This window comes from Desulfococcus multivorans (genome assembly GCF_001854245.1).
GTDB lineage: Bacteria > Desulfobacterota > Desulfobacteria > Desulfobacterales > Desulfococcaceae > Desulfococcus > Desulfococcus multivorans.
Map to the genome: position 1 here is coordinate 599905 of NZ_CP015381.1, position 17690 is coordinate 617594.

Genomic DNA, 17690 nt, shown 5'->3' on the forward strand with positions numbered 1-17690 from the left:
ATGTTGAGAGGCCGCAAATACATCGAGTTCGAGGGGCTGTTTTCAGAAAGCGTGCTGGGCATCTTCCGTATCATTCGGGGCGAAATCGACCCGGACGAGCTGGGGCTGGGTGAGACGGTTTTCGGGGTGAAAAGCGACGACGGTGGTCTGGTGGATATCACCCGCCGCTATTCGAGCCCGACCATGCGCATGCAGCGGCTACGTGTGGGGCGCGGCGATCTGGAGCAGCTCAAGCAGGACAAAATCATCCGCCGCATCGACGGCAATCACCGCCTGCACATGGCCGAACAGCTCACTGAAGACCCCCATACACCGACCAAGTATCTCGCTTCCTTCTGCATGGTACTGCTCGGCCTACCTGACAACGATGTCGACAATTTTTCCGAATCGTTGATTTTCCACACCATCAACAGCACCGCCCTGCCATTGGAGTCGGAACACGGTTTGCGGCTGCTACTGGGTCAGGACCCGGCGCACGCCATGACGCCGGATAACGAATTCGCATATCACCCCCATCATTCCACCGGACCTGCGCGAAAAGCCGTTTAGACCGGTGAATTTAAACGTTTGCTCTGGAGAAAAAAATGACCGAGACACTCCCAGCAATCCTAATAACACCTTCCAAAGATCTGTTCCCTGTCTTAGTGAGCCAGGAGACCGGTCTCTTACAACAGGCTCGCAAACTTTTCGATGCGGAGTTCTATGATCACGCCCTGCTTGATATTTGGAATGCGTCAGTACACAATTTACGGAGGAGAGTTGAAGCCTATGGCGTTGATTTGTTTGTATCCGTAGTGAAAGACGAGCCTGGGCGCAAACGCTACGATCTCTCAGGCGACACGCTGAATGAGCGTTGGCAGGATGTTGACGATCTTACTTTGATTTCTGGTGCCACACGTTTGGGGTTGCTGAATAGGAAGGCCGGAAAGGCGTTGGAGATGATCAACTGGATGAGGAACCACGCGTCTCCTGCGCATGGAACTGATTCCAAGGTAGAGAAAGAGGATGTTATGGGCCTCGTTCTGCTTCTGCAGAAGAACCTCTTTGAGACCCCCCTCCCTGACCCTGGACACTCGGTGTCCTCGTTGTTCGAACCGGTCAGGACAACGACGCTTTCAAAAGATCAAGTAGACCTTCTCAGAGATCAAGTTCGAGGTCTTCGTCAGCAGGATTTGCGAATCTGCTTCGGATTCATGCTAGATATGCTCTGCTTAGGCAATGAACCGGCGCTTCAGAATACCAAGAGCCTATTCCCTTCGGTTTGGGAACGGGCGACTGAAGACCTCAAGAAGACCGCTGGAATCAAGTATCATCAGATCAGAATAACCCCAGGTACCGACGATAGCTTAGACAAAGGCGGCCGTGTCCGTCTTCTAGATTTTCTTATCCAAGTAAATGGTATTCAGTACATACCCGATGCAGCTCGCGCCGTGTTATTCAGGCACGCTGCAAAACAACTGGCCAAGGCGAAAGACACTTCCTACGGATGGTCTTCTGAAGTCACTGCCGCCGCAACCCTGAAACAATTAGGACCCAGTGTACCTTCTATATGTTTCGAGGAGGTCTATCAGGAGATTCTTGCGGTATGGTGCGGTAACTATTGGGGGCAGTCAGGAGCCTATGCTCTCTTACAAACTTTCATAGATCGACTCAACACTGATCAGATTCGTATACTGGCTTCTATGTTCAGGAGAAATGAACGCGTTCGAGATGAACTTCACCAAACAAAACCGAAGGCACGAGGCATCGAACTGCTGAATACTCTTCGAGATCGAGTCACAATTGCGTCTCATGTTAGCGAGATTGACACTGCAATCAGGAGTCTCGAAGAAATGTGAGCGAACATTTTTTTTAAGCGGACTCGGTTCCCTCGTCGCAGGAACGCCCGAGTTGCCGGGTTCCCGGCCTCACGGGCATTAGCCATATAGGAGAGATAAATTGCCTTTACAACCATTTGATGGAAATACCTTCGTTGCTTTTACTGATATTTCCGGGTTCAAGGAGATGATGAAGGATGGCAATCGTGCCAGCAAAGCAATGAGTCGTTTGTATTCGTCGGCATACGACGCATTGCGGGACAACCCAGCAGTAAATGGCCTCTTCATTTCCGATTGCGGAATTATGTTTTCGAGAGGCGACAGTCCAGCCCAGAAGCTCTCAGCGATGCTTCAGGTTGTGAAGAGGATCAACGAAAGCCTTCTGGAACATAGCATTATGTTAACTACTTCCATAGCGTGGGGGCACTTCAGTTACCACGACAGGATTGAGTTCGATGGCATTGAGAAGAACCCGATCTATGGTAGCGGATATTTATCAGCTTTCATGGATAACGAAACGGGCAAGCCAAAAATCAAGCCTGGAGAATGTCGGATCTTAAAGAACTCCATGACCGAGTTGCCAGAGACTGATCAAGAGCTGTTTTTGCAGGAAAGCACTACCCACTATCAGTACTTTTGGAACGTTCGTTCGCCTGATGATATTGAGGGGTTTAAAAGGCGCTATAAGGATAGTTATAGCCTCAAGTATGCAGGTATGTTGTCGGCGTTACGCGGTGAAAACGTTCGGGAGAATGAGTAGCCTCACCGGCACTCCTCCCAGACCAACGTTCATTTCGCAAAGGAACCCCATGAACCGATACCGATTCCTTTACATCCTCGCCCTCATCCTCACCTTCCTGCTCCCCCCGTCCCTCCCCGCCGCCGACCTCACGGGCCGGGTCGTCGGCATCTCCGACGGCGACACCATCACCGTCCTGCAGGACCGCCGGCAATATAAGATCCGCCTGGCCGGCATCGATACGCCCGAGAGCCATCAAGACTTCGGCACCAAGGCCAAGCAGTTCACCTCCGACAGGGTTTTCAAGAAACAGGTCCGCGTGGAGGAAAAGGACGTCGACCGCTACGGCCGGATCGTCGGCATGGTCTATTACGATGACAGATGTCTGAACGAGGACCTGGTCCGGGCTGGCTATGCCTGGGTGTACCGTCAATATTGCAAATACCCAGTCTGTTCCCAGTGGCTGGGGTATGAAGATGAAGCCAGGCAGAAGGGGATAGGGCTCTGGGCCGGACCCGAGCCAACTCCACCCTGGGAATTTCGGCGTGGCAGATCCAAGTCGTCGGCGCCCACCTCAAAAGCCAGCGTTTCAGGCGGTCTAGTCCATGGCAATGTGAAATCCCACGTCTTCCATAACCCCAGCTGCACGGCATTCAATTGCAAGAACTGCACAGCGGTGTTTGGCAGCCGGGAGGAGGCGATTGCGGCGGGGTATCGGGCGTGTGGGAGGTGAATCGTGATTTGGATTGAAGGCAGGTGAAATTTCCAGAATCCCACCTTCAACATGAACTTGCCAGGTCAAATTGACCTGATAATCAATGGTTATCGTATGAAAATGAGTGCTGATACCAGAATAATTATTTTAGGAACATTTCATCCGCTGCAATGTGGAAGCACGGAATGCACAAAGGAGCAGATCCAGGATTACAGGCAATTCCTTGAACAGATATGCATCAATAGCGGAATACAGTGCATTGTGGAGGAAATGAACGACGAAGGATTGAAAAATCATGAGGTTGAAAACACAATAGCATTTTCTACATGCAAACATCTAAATATCAAGCATCAGTACGCTGATCTATCAAGCGAGCATTTGGCAGATTTATGCTTGTTTATAGATTGTTTCATGTTTAGAGAACCAACGAATGAATCTAAAAGTCATAAAAGAGAACTTTTGCATCAACATTTGCTCAATCCGATTAGGGAAAGGTATTGGTTGGCAAACGTTTTAGCTTTAAATATTTGGCCAGCCTTACTTATTTGCGGTTCGGATCATGTAAAAAGCATGATCAATCTCATCAAAGTATTGGAGTATGGTCCGGTTGAGTCAATTATAAAATGTTGAAACGATAATCGGGTAGCCAGGAGTTTTCTCTCCCCCAGCCCCCACACCACCACCAAACCGACGGGTCATGTATTCCGCGCCTCGGATGATCAGACAGAACGAGGCCTTGGGATAAGCAAGCCCGACTGGTCAAAACAAGCACTTCCAGGGATCAAGGTCGGGGGATCGGATGTGTGGGGGATGGCTCAATTTGAAACCAGGAAATCCAAAATGAAAATAGTCACTGCAGCCATAATTGAAAACAACGGCAAAGTTCTCCTCACAAGAAGGTCTCGTGGGCAGGCCCTCGGTGGGCGCTGGGAATTTCCTGGTGGAAAATTGGAAGAGGGCGAATCCCTTCAACAATGCTTGGAAAGGGAAATCCAGGAAGAACTATCTGTAAAAATTAAAGCTGGCGATATCTTTGACGAGAGCGTCTTTCATTACGAAAAAGGAACAATTAGGCTTGTGGCCATTCATGCGGAGCTGCTTCAGGAAGATATCCAGCTCAGTGTTCATGATAAATTCGATTGGGTAGAGAAAAAATTGTTGGGCACATATGATTTTGCTCCAGCCGATATCCCAATCGCGAAGAAATTACAGGAAAGCTGTAGCGATGAATAATCTAAAAATTCTGCCGGGGGAGACAATAGATAATAACGAACTTTGCGCTATTTTCAAATGTAGCACCCAAGGGGGAATGAGACGATCTCACAAAACAGGGACTCTTGTTATCATATCCAATCATGTAAAATCGATATACGTTGACCGACGGCAGGGAAATATCCTTCATTACACCGGCATGGGAACAAAAGGTGACCAAAGCCTGGAGTTCATGCAAAACAAAACATTGGCTGAATCCGGCAGAAACAATATTGAGGTACACCTTTTTGAAGTATTCAAGGCTGGAGAATACACTTATGATGGGAGAGTGGAATTAGAAGAGAAGCCATACACAGAGCCCCAGAGGGATGCTGAGGGCAACTCTCGATTGGTATGGATATTCCCCCTGAGGTTGGTATCGGGCGCCCCTCCCACAATTGATAGGGATAAAATAGAAAATTTAAAAGCCATAAAAGATAAAATGGCGAGGAGTCTTTCCGACCAAGAGCTTGAAGCAAGAGCCAAATTCTATAATGGCGTGCCAGACTCCAGAGAGGTTTCTGGCAGGCAGTTTAGCAGAAATTCAGTGATAAGCGAGTTAGCTCAAAGGCGGGCTAAAGGGATATGTGGGCTATGCGGTAATCCTGCACCTTTTAAGCGAAAAGATGGCACACCCTATCTGGAGACCCATCATATTATTTGGCTTTCAGAGGGAGGAAAAGATTCGATCGACAATACTGTGGCCCTGTGCCCGAATTGCCACAGGAAAATGCATGTAATAAAATCAAAAAACGATGTTAACAAATTGAAAAGACGATGAAAATAAAGTCTCAGAAGCACTCACCGCTCAAAGCAAAACCGCTCCGAAATCCAGGACAATCACTGGATGATCAGATACATAATATCATTTCCGAGGATCTGGCTTCGTACATAGCGTGTGCCATTTTCATGTTCCCTGTAGCCATTTATGATTGGTATCGCTGGTACAATCCAAAGCCAATCAATCCATGGTTGACAACGATAACTGCATTCATCTTTTTAACCGTTTTCGTTTATAAATGGATCACCCTGAGAAGAAAAATAAAGCGCCTCAGGATGGCGAGGGACGGGGAAAAAGCCGTAGGCCAATACCTTGAAGGGCTCAGAGAGAAGGGCTACAAAGTTCTGCACGATATTGTGTCAGATTCATTCAACATCGATCATATTGTCATCTGCACCAAAGGGATCTTTTTGATCGACACAAAAACGATCAGCAAAAAGGACAAGGACGATCAGATTACTTTTGATGGAAAAACTGTTCTGATCAACGGCTACAAACCAGATCGGGATCCGGTTCGTCAGGTAACGGCTTTGTCTTCGTGGTTAAAGGAAAAAATTTGCGAAATCACTGGGAAGGAGATGTTTATCCGGCCGGTCGTAGCCTTCCCCGGATGGTTTGTAAAAATGGATTTGAAATACCAAACCAACGTCTGGGTTCTGTCAGCGAAAGCCCTTCCAAGATTCATTGAGAAGCAGCCGGATATCCTTGAGTCACCGATGGTGCATCTTATTACATCTCATCTTACAAGGTACATTCGAACCTTGTAGAAGAAACAGGGATGCGCCAACCTTCAGACCGTTATCTTTTTACCCTTGACACACCCAAATTATTTTTTTACCCTGACCCCGCCACACCAAAGCCCCGCCCATCTGGAGAGATCCAATGGGCATCAAACAAATCAAATACGAATCTCTCCCGGTCGTCGTAGACGTTGACGGCTTGGCGGATTATCTCCATATCTCCAAAGACACTGTCCTGAAAATATGGCGCAAATTTCCGTATTTTTTCATAAGCAACGGTAATACTGCAAAATCAGCGCGTTTTATCATTTCTGACGTGGTCCGATACCTGCGTCAAAACGGAGAAAATTATGGGGATATGGAAGGTAGAGACGGGCCGCTATGCGGGCCTGTGGACGTACAAGTTTCAGTACCAGGGGCGCCAGTACAAAAAGCGGGGATTCAAGACTCGAAGGGACGCCGAAAAGGCAAGAAACGAGCATCGGCAGGAACTTCAGGCCCCGAAAACGACAAATATGGCATTCTCAGAGCTGTGTAACGCTTATCTGGATTTTTGCCAGGGGCGCCTGCGGGACAACACGATCCGGCAGAAAGCATTCGTGTATCGCTCCTTGGTAGGCTTCATCGGGGAAGATTTCCGGTGTGACGACCTGCCCAAAGTAACTCTCGCTGAATACCTTGCCAAGCGCCAGCAGGAAAAGGGGAGCAAGGCCTCAAACAGGGATCTGCGGGATTTGAAAGCGCTGTATAGTTGGGCGCTGAAATGGGGCCTGTGTCCCTTGAATCCCGTCGCCCTTATCGAGCCATATCCGGAGGAGAGAACGGCCAAATACGTGCCGCCTCTTGAGGATTTTAACAGGGTCCTAATGGCCGCACAGGGCGATGATCGGGACCTACTTCTTGCTTTGTACCATACCGCCGGACGACGCGGGGAGATTTTGGAAAGACTGACTTGGGAGGACATCAATTTCGAAAATCGGTATATTCGCCTATCAACACGGAAACGGAAGGGCGGCAATCTGGAATGGCGCACGCTGCCGATGAACGAAACGCTTTATAGTGTTCTTTGGCGCCGCTGGAATAACCGGGATAAAAACAGTCCATATGTGTTCACGTCGCGAAAAACAGGGGGCCGGTATTCCCGGGAAGGAAAAAAAGGGTTGATGCGTGTGCTGTGCCGGCGGGCCGGCGTCAAGGAATTCACGTTTCACGCGATCCGCCATTTGGTGGCATCAATTTTGAGCGACAGTCACAAAGCCAGCCCGAGACAGATTCAATCGTTCCTGGGGCACCAGCGGATTGACACAACGGAAAATTATCTGCACGAGATCCGGCCGATGGATGATGTAGCTGCGGTGTTGGATGGAGGGGAAAATGATTTTGAACCCAAGGCTTGGGCAGCCGTTGATGGTTAGGCAGAGACAGGCCGAAAAACCACCTTGTCGCTATCATTGGCGGGTTGAAAGTTGTCGTTTCATGCAGGGGGTTGTGGCGGTAAAAAACCAAAGCCGTCCCAAAAGCCGTCCCAAAATTTTTTGCCAAGAAAAAAGCCCGGCTCAAAGAACCAGGCTAAGTATTTGGAATGGCGGAGAGAGAGGGATTCGAACCCTCGGTGCAGCTTTAAACCGCACACTCGCTTAGCAGGCGAGCGCCTTCAGCCGACTCGGCCATCTCTCCATTGATTTGATGAGCAGTGCCATGTGGCGGAGGGAGTAGGATTCGAACCCACGGAGCTTTGACACTCAACGGTTTTCAAGACCGCCGCCTTAAACCACTCGGCCATCCCTCCCCTATCTCCCTTGTGGAGCAAATCCTATTAACATCTTATCGGGTTCGGGTCAACAGCTTTTTGGTCGGATCGGTATCTGAAAGGCGGCGGTCGACCGGTTGCCCGGCCCTGCGCCCTTCAGGTACGGTATGCTGCGCAATATTGACGATTCAGAACTTGACTTCGTTCCAAAAGCGGATATCTTGGCCTCGATCATGCCATCTTGTGTGTTGACACCGAGGTTGATTTATGGTTTCCCAAGCCATTCAACTTCATCGACCCTATACCGATCCCGAGGCTTCGGGCGCGAGGGCGATCCCGGATCGGAAACGGATATTCAAGGAGAGAATCAATGAAACAGAAATATGTCATCATCAAGAACGACGAGAAAAACACGCTGTTGCTCCAGGAGCACGCCGAGCTGGACAAGGAACTGCTCTCCCTGCTCTGCGAGGAGACCTATCCCGGAGACATGATCGCGGAGGCCGTCGGCCTGGGCAGGGAGGCGCTCATGGCCCGGCTTCGGACCCGGAACATGTATCCCCCCTCCATGTACCTGGACCAGATCGCCCAGCAGGTCATGGAACTGTACGCTACGAAAGGGGCGTCTTCCGCCGAGGTGCTCTTCGATGATGTCGAGCTGATCGTGAAGGATCGGGAAGAGGCGGAGGCCCTGGCCATGGAGGAGGATTCGGCGGATCTGGACGATCTTCTGGACGACGAGGACGATGAAAATCTCGACGATGATTTCGGGGATGACGACGGCATCAACATCAGCTCCAGCACCAGCCTCAAAATCGCGGACGACGATTCCCTGGACATCGACGACGACGCCTGAGTCCGCTGCGGCATTCCGGCCCCGACCCCCTTGCCCGCGACGCCTTCTTCGCCGCGGGTTCGAGGCGGCTTCCACGGATCATTCCACGAATCAGTGGAGGATCTGGCTGAGAAAGAGCCGGGTGCGCTCGTGCTGCGGATTGCCGAAAAAGGCCTCGGGCTCGTTTTCCTCCACAATCCGGCCTTCGTCCATGAACAGGACCCGGTGGGCGACGCTCCTGGCAAAGCCCATCTCATGGGTCACGACGATCATGGTCATCCCCTCCCGGGCCAGGTTGATCATGACGTCCAGCACCTCCTTGACCATCTCGGGATCGAGAGCGGAGGTGGGCTCGTCGAAGAGCATCACCTTGGGCTTCATGCAGAGGCTCCGGGCCACGGCCACCCGCTGCTGCTGACCGCCCGAGAGCTGGCCCGGATATTTCCGGGCCTGCTCGGCGATACGGACCTTTTCGAGAAAGAACATGGCCGTCTCCTCGGCCTCCTTCCGGGGGACCTTTCGGACCCACATGGGGCCAAGCGTCAGGTTTTCCAGGATGGTCAGGTGGGGAAACAGGTTGAAGTGCTGGAAGACCATCCCCACTTCCTCCCGAATCTTTTCGATATTCTTCAGGTTGTTGGTCAGTTCGATGCCGTCGACGATGATCTTGCCCCGCTGGTGCTCCTCCAGCCGGTTGATGCAGCGGATCATGGTCGACTTCCCCGAGCCCGACGGACCGCAGACCACGATCCGCTCGGTGGGGTTGACCTTCAGGTTGATATCCTTCAAGACATGGAACTCTCCGAACCATTTGTGCATGCCGATGATCTCGATGATCGGTTGTTGGGCTTCGGGGCTCTCCTTGGGGGCGTCCGCGGGGCTATGGGTGTCGCTTGGGCTCATAAGGCACGCTTTTCTCCATAAAAGTTTACGATTTCCGCGTCAGATGCTCAGGTCCTTTTCCAGCCGGCGGCTCCAGTTGGACATGAAAAAACAGCTGACAAAGTAGATGACCGCCAGAAAGATGTAGGCTTCGGTGGAAAAGCCCATCCACTTGGGGTTGGACAGGGTGGCCTGGGTCGTCTTCAGGATGTCGTAAAGGGCGATGATCACGACCAGGGAGGTGTCCTTGAAGGCGGAGATCAGGATGCTTACCGTCGGCGGAATGACGATCTTGAGCGCCTGGGGCAGCACGACGAGGCGCATGGTCTGAAAATAGTTGAGCCCCAGGGAGTCGGCCGCTTCGAACTGCCCTTTGGGGACGGCCTGGAGCCCGCCCCGGACAACCTCCGCGATATAGGCCGCCGTGAAAAGGATGATGGCCGCCTGGGCCCGGATAATCTTGTTCACCGTGACGCCCTCGGGCAGGAACAGCGGGAAAATGATCGAGGACATGAACAGGAGGCTGATGAGGGGCACGCCCCGGATCAGTTCGATGTAGATGATGCAGAGCGCCTTGATGGCGGGCATCCGGGATTGTCGCCCGAGGGCCAGGATGACGCCAAGGGGGTAGGCGGCGGTAAGGCCGAAGATCGCCAGGACCAGGGTGAGGGGAAGCCCTCCCCACTGGGTGCTTTCCACTGTCGGAAGTCCTGGAAAACCGCCCCGCATCAGGACCCACATCACCAGCAGCGCCGCTGCCCAGGCCCAAAGCAGGGACCGGTGCCACCAGGCCCGGTTGCGGGTGACGAGGAGCATGACCACGAGGAGAATGATGGCCGCAAGGGGGCGCCATTGCTCGCTGGGGGGATAGAACCCGAAGAGGATGAAGCGGATATTGGCCGTGATGATCGACCAGCAGGCCCCGCCGGACGCGTGGCACTCGGCGCTGCTGGATGTCCAGAGGCTGTCGATGAAGGCCCACTTCACGAAGGGGGGAACGATCTTGCAGAGCCCGGCCAGGACCAGCAGCGTCAGGATCGAATTGAACCAGGAATTGAACAGGTTGGCGCGGATCCAGCCGATGAGACCGATGCTGGTGACCGGAGGCTTGATTTCCGGATAGGCCGGTGTCGTTGAATAAACGGTCATCTTTCCACCAGTTTGACTTTCTTGTTGTACCAGTTCATGAAGGCCGAGGTCGTGAGGCTGAAAAAGAGATAGACGGCCATGATCATGGCGATGCCCTCGATGGCCTGGCCGGTCTGGTTGATGGTCGTGTTGGCGACCGAGACGAAATCCGGGTAGCCGATGGCCACGGCAAGGGAGCTGTTCTTGGTCAGATTGAGCATCTGGCTCGTCAGGGGCGGAACGATCACCCGGAGGGCCTGGGGCAGAATCACCAGCTGGAGAACCTTGCCCGGCCGAAGCCCCAGGGACATGGCGGCCTCGGTCTGGCCGTGGCTTACCGACTGAATGCCGGCGCGGACGATCTCCGCCACGAAGGCGGCGGTGTAGAGCACCAGCCCCAGGAGAAGGGCGGCGAATTCGGGGGAGAAGTTGATGCCGCCCACGAAATTGAAGCCCCGCAGCTCGGGAACGTCCATGGCCGTGGGCGCGCCCCCGATAACCCAGGCGAGCGCCGGCAGTGCCGGGAGAACGGCAACGGACGTCCGGAAGACGGGAAATATCCGGCCGGTCTCTTCCTGGCGCTTGCGGGCCCATCGCCGAAGCATCCAGACAACGATGCATCCCGCTACGAAGGCCGTGAGCATCCAGATATGGACCGGGTGGGCTTCGGGCACCCCCACCACCATGCCGCGATTGCTGAGGAAGACCCCGGGAAATGGATTGACGGCCTGACGGGGCGACGGGAGAATCTCGTAAAAAACGGCGTACCAGAAGAAGAGCTGCAACAGGACGGGGATGTCCTGGAGAACCTCCGTGTAAACGGCTGCCGTCCGGGAGACCAGCCAGTTGCTCGAGAGCCGGGCGATGCCCACGATGGTGCCCAGGACGACCGTCAGGATGACGCCGATGACGGCGACCTTCAGGGTGTTGAGCACGCCCGCCAGAAGCGCGCGGGCATAAGTGTCCGCGGCGGAATAGGAGATGAGGGATTCGCCGATCTCGAAGGCGGCTTCCTTGCCGAAAAAGCCGAAGCCGGTGGCGATGTTCTGGCGTTCCAGATTGGTCAGGGTGTTGGTGAACAGGTAGTAGCCGACCAGGATGACCACGGCCAGGGCCAGGGCCTGGTAAAATACGGCCAGCCTGTCGGGGTCATGCCAAAAAGAGGTTTTTGCCTCAGTTGTCTGCGATATGGAGGGGACTTGTTGCTGCATGGCGATCTTCCGTGATAACGGGTCGGAGGCTCCGGGAGACGAAGCCGACGGTGTGGCGGTTTCGAGGCGCATCGGCCCCGCCGGCGAAGGGGTGATGCCGCCCGCCGGGATGCCGGGGGGCGGCGCGCGTGTCCTATTTGAAGGGCGGTGCGTACATGAGTCCGCCGTCGGTCCACAGGGCGTTCAACCCCCGCTCCAGGCCGAGGGGCGTGTTGATGCCGACGTTCCGCTCGAAAACCTCGCCGTAGTTGCCCACCTGCTTGATGATGTTATAGGCGAATTTCTCGTCCAGACCCAGGGCCGCGCCGTTGCCCTCGGTCACCCCCAGGAAGCGCTGGATAACGGGATCCGTGCTTTTCAGCATCTCGTCCACGTTGGCGGAGGTGATCCCCAACTCCTCGGCGTTGATCATGGCCAGGACGGCATAGTCGACAATGTCCCGCCACTGGTCGTCGCCGTGGCGAACCGTGGGCGCCAGGGGCTCTTTGGAGATGACTTCGGGAAGAATGATGTAATCGGCGGGATTGGGGGCCACCGCCCGAATTCCGGCCAGCTGGGAGGCGTCGGAGGTCAGGCAGTCGCAGCGTCCGGCGAAGAAGGCCTTGGCCAGCTCGGCATTCTGCTCGATGACCACGGGCTTCCAGTTCAGTTTTTTGGATCGGAAGAAGTCGGCGGCGTTCTGTTCGGTGGTGGTGCCCGGAAGGACGCAGACGGTGGCGCCGTCCAGTTCCCCGGCGCTCTTGACGCCGAGTTTTTTGGAGATCATGAAGGTCTGGCCGTCATAGTAGTTGACCGTGGCGAAATTGAGCCCCAACTGGGTGTCCCGGGTCAGGGTCCGGGTGGCGTTGCGGCAGAGCACGTCGATTTCGCCGGATTGAAGGGCGGTGAAGCGTTGAACGGCGGTCAGGGGAATGAATTTCACCTTGCCGGCATCCCCGAATACCGCGGCGGCCACGGCCCGTCCGGTGTCGACGTCCAGGCCTTCCCAATGGCCCTTTTCATCGGGTTTGCCAAAACCGAAGAGGCTGCCGTTGACGCCCACCGAGACAAACCCTTTCTTTTTGACTGCGTCCAGGGTTTCGCCCGCAAAGAGGTCCGCGGAGACAAGCATCGTCGCTGCCAGGAATAAAGCCGTCAATACCGTCGTTCGTCGTTTCATGCAAAGTTCCTCCTTTTTTGGTTAACAGGGTCAACAGTCGGATCTTATTTTTGAAGCACGGTATCACAAGTGAAGATGATTTAGCAAGTAAAAGGAAAAGTTACATACAGGAGCCCCTGGGTGCTACAGCTCCTCGGGGGTGAAGGCGACCACGTCGTCGATGCGTTCGGCGCCGGTAAGGAGCATGACCAGGCGGTCAAGGCCCAGTGCGTTTCCCGCCGCCGGCGGCATATGGGCGAGGGCGTCGAGGAAGCGGTCCGGCGACGGATAGGGGCGGCGGCCGTCCGCGGACCGTCGGGCCGCTTCCGCCGCAAATCGTTGCCGCTGCTCCACGGGATCGGTCAGCTCCGTGAAGGCGTTGCACAGCTCCAGGCCGTTGATATAGAGCTCGAATCGCTCCGCCACGGACGGATCGCCGGGCTTCAGCCGGGCCAGGGCGCCGCACCGGGCGGGGTAGTCGTATAGAAAAAGCGGCTTGTCCAGCCCCAGGCGGGGTTCGATGACGCACCCGATCATCTCGTCGAACCGGTCGCGGGCGAGGGCGTCTTCCAGGGGGACGGGGCTGTAGCGATCAAAGGCCTCCCGGACGGTCATCCGGTGCCAGGGGAGCGAGAGATCGACGCGGTTTCCCATCCAGTCGATCCGATTGCCGCGGCCGATGGTTCGGGCGATGAAGCCGATGAGGGCTTCGCAGTGGGACATCATCTCCCGGTAGGTCCACCCCGCGGCATACCACTCCAGGATCGTGAATTCCGGGAGGTGACGGTCTCCCCGCTCCCTGTCCCGGGCGCACCGGCAGATCTGGAAGATGCGCGGATAGCCGGCGGCCAGAAGACGTTTCATGCAGAGTTCGGGGGAGGTGTGAATAAACCAGCCGTCCGCGGGGACCGCCTCGATATGGGTTTCGGGGGCCGGGGCGGGGATACGCCACGGCGTCTCCACCTCGAGAAAGCCGGTTTCGACAAAGAAGCGGCGTACGGCCTGAAGGATCGCGGCCCTCAGGCGGAGGTTGTCCCGGATGGCGGACTGGCGAAACAGCATCGTTCGGTCCGGTCTTATAGCTCCCGTTTCAGGTAGCGGTCCTTCTGGCGGTCCTGCAGCAGCGCCAGGTCGAAGGTTTTGGGATCCGCCGATTCGTACCATTGATAGGCCGTCTCGCGGCACGCCGCGCACCCTTTGATGGGAAGGTGGACGGCCAGGGCCCGCTTGCGGCCGTCCGACGATGTGTCGATGGACCAGCAGCCGCCGCACTCCTCGCAGATCCGGACCGTTTCTTCCTGTTTCTCGAGGATGTTGTCGGTGTCGTAGAAAATGCTCCGCCGCCGCTGGTCGAAGGTCTTGCCGGCCTGAAGTTCCTTCCGGGTTTCGTCCCGCCGGTTCCACCCGGTCATGACCTTGTCGCCCAGGCGCCGGATATACTCCGTTACTTCGCGGCCCTGTCGGATGCCGTCCGGATCGTAGTCGGGCTCCCTGACCCGGCTGTAATCGAGGCCGGCCATGGCCAGGATGATCCCCACGTTCATGTAAGGCAGCGCGCTCTCGATGGAGTAGCCGCCCTCCAGCACGGCGATGTCGGGTTTCAGGAGCTCCGTGAGCCGGGCATATCCCTGGGCCGAGAAGTTCATGTTGGTGAGGGGGTCGGCGTAGTGGTTGTCCTGTCCCGCCGAGTTGATGATGATGTCCGGCTTGAAATCCGCCAGAATGGGCAGCACCATCTCTTCGAGGGCGTAGATGAATCCCTCCTCGGAGGTGTTGGGGGGCAGGGGGATGTTGACCGTCAGACCCGCGGCGTTGGGGCCGCCCAGCTCGTTGAGAAAGCCGGAGCCCGGATAGAGAGTCCGGCCGTCCTGGTGGAGGGATATGAACAGCACGTCGGGGTCGTGCCAGTAAATGTCCTGGGTGCCGTCGCCGTGGTGACAGTCGGTGTCGACGATGGCGACCCGCCCCACCTTGTAGGCCGTCCGAAGATACTCTATCATCATCGCCTCGATGTTGATGTTGCAGAACCCCCGGGAGCCGTGGACCACCCGCATGGCATGATGCCCCGGCGGACGGACCAGGGCAAAGCCGCGTTCGACCTGCTTGTCCATGACGGCCATCCCGATGGTCTTCGCCCCGCCGGCGCTGATGAAATGGGATTCGGTGGTGACCTCCCACTCGTCGGGAACGCAGAAGTGAGTGCGCTGGATGTCCCGGATGGTGGCGATGTCCGGCTTGTATTCGATGATGCCGTCGATGTCCAGGAGGCCTTCCTCGAGCACCTGATCCTGGGTGTAGAGGAGCCGTTCCTCCCGCTCCGGATGATTGGGGCTGATGGCCCAGTCGAAGGCCGGAAAGAACACCAGCCCGGTTTTATGTTTGGCGCAAAGCATATAATCCTCCGGAGATGGTGATGGGGTTCAGGGTTGGTGAAGATGCTTCAGGCATTGGACAAAAGCCGTTCGATGATGGCTTGGTAGCCGTGGATGAGACCCGGTTTGACCTGGACCTTGACCCGGATGTTGCGGCCGGCGGTGTAGAATCCGCGGACCATATTGAACTGGAGGTCCTCGGTGACCTCCATTTCCAGGTCCCGGGTGTCGGCCCCGATCCTGACGGCCTTGTCCCTCAGCAGCACGAAGGCCTTCTCGACGGCGTTTTCCTTGGAAAAATTCCGGTTCACCGGTTCTGAAAAGTCTTCCTCCGGCGCGGAGACGATCTCACGCTGGGTGTCGCCGAAGAGGGTGACCTCGCAGGTGGTGCGGGCCAGGGCCGCGCCGATGGCGTTGGCCACGGACCAGTGGGGTACGGCCCGGACGTCGAAGTCCGACAGGGTTCGGAGACGGTCGGCGAATTCGGGGGCCGGGCCGCCCAGGACCAGGATCCGCTTGGGGTGGACCTGAAGTCCTTCCTGAAGCTCATGGACGGTATAAACCGGCTTGCTGTTGATGGCGTCGATCATTTGTCCGGCCTGGGACAGAATGACGTTGCAGGCCTCGTCGAAGATCCGATCGGCCGCGGCCTCGACGGATATTCCCAGTGCCTGGGCGATGGGTGCGATGCCCGCTGTCGACGCTGCCAGTCCATCCCCCTTCTGGATTCCGAGCACGAAGAAGGCGTCGGTGGGGGTGGGCACCTTTCCGCCGTAGGCCATGGCGGGCCCCTCGCGGTCCGGACCGACGGTGAGGATGCCGTCCTGAAGCCGGACGGCGGAGTCGCCGCCGATGCCGATGGATCGGGTTTCGAGAGAGCGGATCAACGTCTGAATCCGTTTCCGGTTCTGGCTCAGGGTGATTCCTACGGGATCCAGCAGGGGCGCCCGGTCCACCAGGATCGCCATGTCGGTGGTGGTGCCGCCGATGTCCAGCACCAGCGTTTCTTCGGTTTCCGAAGCGAAGGCGATGGCGCCCATGACGCTGGCGGACGGTCCCGAGAGGATCGTCTGGCCGGGAAAATCGAGGGATGCCTCGAAGCTCATGGTGCCGCCGTCGGCCTTCAGGAGGTGGATGGGGATCATGAGGCCCTTCTGCTCGAGAGACTGCTTGACCGCCGCGAAGAACTTCTTGTGAATCGGTCGGATGGTCGTGTTGAGAAAGGTGGTGGCGATGCGGCGAGGAAAGTTGAGGTTCCCCGAGACATGGTGGCCCAGAAAGATTTTTCCGAAATCGTCCTTGATCGCATGGTAGACAGCCAGTTCATGGGCGGGGTTTCTGACGGAGAATTTGCCGACGATGCCGACGTTCCGGATGCCCTCCTTCTTGAGAGCCGCGGCGATTTCGTGGATTTCATCCAGATTTACCGGCGCCACCTCCCGACCCCGATGGTCGATGGATCCGGTGATGCTGTAATAATGGCGGTTGGTCCGGAAATGTTCCGGATCGATCCCCGGACCGCCCGAAACGATCATGCCCACCTCGGGATATTTTTCCTGTACAATGGCGTTGGTGGTAAGGGTGGTACTGAGCACGACACGGTTGATCCTGTCCGGCTCGATCCCCTCGACGATGTGTTCGATTCCCGCAAGCACGGTGCTGAACAGATCTTCCGGGTCGGTTCGGACCTTGTATTCGCGAATGAGTCCTTCTTCCCCCAGCAGCACGACGTCCGTATGCGTTCCCCCGACATCCAGTCCTATGATCATGATATTTCCTTGAGTGTATTCCTGAAGTGTATGGGTTGACGGTTGGGTCTCCCTGGGCGTATCCAAGGGGGCACGGGAAAAGCGTTTGAGAAATTTCAAAAAACTGTCTGCAATCCCCACGGGTCATCCTTTCGGCCGATGCAACGACTCGTTCGCGCCATCCCGCTGTCGGCAGGATTCTGAAACGCCGACTCGGGGGACCGATGGTGCCGCCTGAGGATGACTATGGATAGAGGCGAAAAATAATCACATCGTAGCGGAAACAGGGATAATTGTCAATATTTCAACTTTGGGCTCCCGCGGCCCACGTTGTCGGCAAAGGGATGAGCCCCGTGAAACCCCTCTTCGGTCTATGGATAATTGTGAGGCTGAAGGCTGAAGGCTGAAGACTGAAGGGGAAGCAGGGCCAAGGGGGGGTGTGTGATGTTAGGGCAATACGTTACTTGGTAGGGTTTCAGGATGTTAGCGTTTTAATTTTTTACTCAACTTTCGACTTCCATAGGCCGGTGCCGAGAGGATACGGCCCGCGCCCCACGCGGTTTCGTTCAAGTGCCGCTAAAGC

Annotated in this window: 18 protein-coding genes and 2 tRNA genes; 11 read left to right on the forward strand and 9 right to left on the reverse strand. The window is 55.8% G+C overall.

Going from position 1 to position 17690, the window contains the following annotated elements:
* The 10 genes from dmul_RS02465 to dmul_RS02505 all read left to right on the forward strand — a co-directional run bounded on the left by dmul_RS02465 (position 1) and on the right by dmul_RS02505 (position 7458).
* Positions 1-549 carry a hypothetical protein gene (locus dmul_RS02465; protein WP_020878672.1) on the forward strand — a complete coding sequence of 183 codons (549 nt, stop codon included), beginning with the start codon at positions 1-3 and terminating at the stop codon, positions 547-549.
* A 35-nt stretch (positions 550-584) separates the two neighbouring features.
* Positions 585-1838 carry a hypothetical protein gene (locus dmul_RS02470; protein WP_020878673.1) on the forward strand — a complete coding sequence of 418 codons (1254 nt, stop codon included), beginning with the start codon at positions 585-587 and terminating at the stop codon, positions 1836-1838.
* A 100-nt stretch (positions 1839-1938) separates the two neighbouring features.
* Positions 1939-2577: a hypothetical protein gene (locus tag dmul_RS02475; protein ID WP_020878674.1), complete on the forward strand. Its 639-nt coding sequence runs from the start codon at positions 1939-1941 to the stop codon at positions 2575-2577.
* A gap of 49 nt (positions 2578-2626) precedes the next feature.
* On the forward strand, positions 2627-3289 hold the full coding sequence (locus tag dmul_RS02480) for a thermonuclease family protein (protein ID WP_020878675.1): 663 nt from the start codon (positions 2627-2629) through the stop codon (positions 3287-3289).
* A 252-nt stretch (positions 3290-3541) separates the two neighbouring features.
* Positions 3542-3901: a hypothetical protein gene (locus tag dmul_RS20040; RefSeq protein ID WP_144016605.1), complete on the forward strand. Its 360-nt coding sequence runs from the start codon at positions 3542-3544 to the stop codon at positions 3899-3901.
* Positions 3902-4111: 210 nt separating this feature from the next.
* A complete protein-coding gene (locus dmul_RS02490; protein WP_020878677.1) occupies positions 4112-4504 on the forward strand; it encodes a (deoxy)nucleoside triphosphate pyrophosphohydrolase in 393 nt (130 codons plus the stop codon).
* On the forward strand, positions 4497-5303 hold the full coding sequence (locus dmul_RS21130) for an HNH endonuclease (protein WP_020878678.1): 807 nt from the start codon (positions 4497-4499) through the stop codon (positions 5301-5303). Before dmul_RS02490 ends, dmul_RS21130 begins: the two co-directional genes overlap by 8 nt.
* Positions 5300-6070 carry an NERD domain-containing protein gene (locus dmul_RS02500; RefSeq protein WP_020878679.1) on the forward strand — a complete coding sequence of 257 codons (771 nt, stop codon included), beginning with the start codon at positions 5300-5302 and terminating at the stop codon, positions 6068-6070. The genes dmul_RS21130 and dmul_RS02500 overlap by 4 nt, the downstream gene beginning before the upstream one ends.
* 115 nt (positions 6071-6185) lie before the next feature.
* Positions 6186-6581, forward strand: a complete 396-nt coding sequence (locus dmul_RS20420) for a hypothetical protein (RefSeq protein WP_159449738.1) — start codon at positions 6186-6188, stop codon at positions 6579-6581.
* The gene (locus dmul_RS02505; RefSeq protein ID WP_159449739.1) at positions 6559-7458 is read left to right on the forward strand and encodes a tyrosine-type recombinase/integrase; all 900 of its coding nucleotides are present in this window, start codon (positions 6559-6561) and stop codon (positions 7456-7458) included. The genes dmul_RS20420 and dmul_RS02505 overlap by 23 nt, the downstream gene beginning before the upstream one ends.
* 168 nt (positions 7459-7626) lie before the next feature.
* On the opposite strand, the gene dmul_RS02510 is transcribed toward dmul_RS02505, so the two are convergent.
* Together dmul_RS02510 and dmul_RS02515 are read right to left on the reverse strand one after the other, a co-directional pair.
* Positions 7627-7720 (reverse strand) — tRNA-Ser (locus tag dmul_RS02510).
* Positions 7721-7744: 24 nt separating this feature from the next.
* A tRNA-Ser gene (locus tag dmul_RS02515) sits at positions 7745-7832 on the reverse strand.
* A 331-nt stretch (positions 7833-8163) separates the two neighbouring features.
* On the opposite strand from dmul_RS02515, the gene dmul_RS02520 reads away from it, so the two are divergent.
* Positions 8164-8649, forward strand: a complete 486-nt coding sequence (locus dmul_RS02520; protein ID WP_020878681.1) for a hypothetical protein — start codon at positions 8164-8166, stop codon at positions 8647-8649.
* Positions 8650-8739: 90 nt separating this feature from the next.
* On the opposite strand, the gene dmul_RS02525 is transcribed toward dmul_RS02520, so the two are convergent.
* From dmul_RS02525 to dmul_RS02555, 7 genes are all read right to left on the reverse strand, one after another.
* Positions 8740-9531, reverse strand: coding sequence for an amino acid ABC transporter ATP-binding protein (locus dmul_RS02525; protein ID WP_020878682.1), 792 nt, complete (start codon positions 9529-9531; stop codon positions 8740-8742).
* 39 nt (positions 9532-9570) lie between these two features.
* Entirely contained in the window at positions 9571-10659 is a 1089-nt protein-coding gene (locus tag dmul_RS02530) for an amino acid ABC transporter permease (RefSeq protein WP_020878683.1), read from the reverse strand.
* A complete protein-coding gene (locus tag dmul_RS02535) occupies positions 10656-11849 on the reverse strand; it encodes an amino acid ABC transporter permease (protein WP_020878684.1) in 1194 nt (397 codons plus the stop codon). The genes dmul_RS02530 and dmul_RS02535 overlap by 4 nt, the downstream gene beginning before the upstream one ends.
* A gap of 133 nt (positions 11850-11982) precedes the next feature.
* A complete protein-coding gene (locus dmul_RS02540; protein WP_020878685.1) occupies positions 11983-13008 on the reverse strand; it encodes an amino acid ABC transporter substrate-binding protein in 1026 nt (341 codons plus the stop codon).
* Between the two features lie 123 nt (positions 13009-13131).
* Positions 13132-14049: an EF-P lysine aminoacylase EpmA gene (gene epmA, locus dmul_RS02545; RefSeq protein ID WP_020878686.1), complete on the reverse strand. Its 918-nt coding sequence runs from the start codon at positions 14047-14049 to the stop codon at positions 13132-13134.
* Between the two features lie 14 nt (positions 14050-14063).
* Positions 14064-15380, reverse strand: a complete 1317-nt coding sequence (locus dmul_RS02550; RefSeq protein WP_020878687.1) for a histone deacetylase family protein — start codon at positions 15378-15380, stop codon at positions 14064-14066.
* A gap of 47 nt (positions 15381-15427) precedes the next feature.
* Positions 15428-17128, reverse strand: coding sequence for a hydantoinase/oxoprolinase family protein (locus dmul_RS02555; RefSeq protein ID WP_020878688.1), 1701 nt, complete (start codon positions 17126-17128; stop codon positions 15428-15430).
* Between the last annotated feature and the right edge of the window lie 562 nt (positions 17129-17690).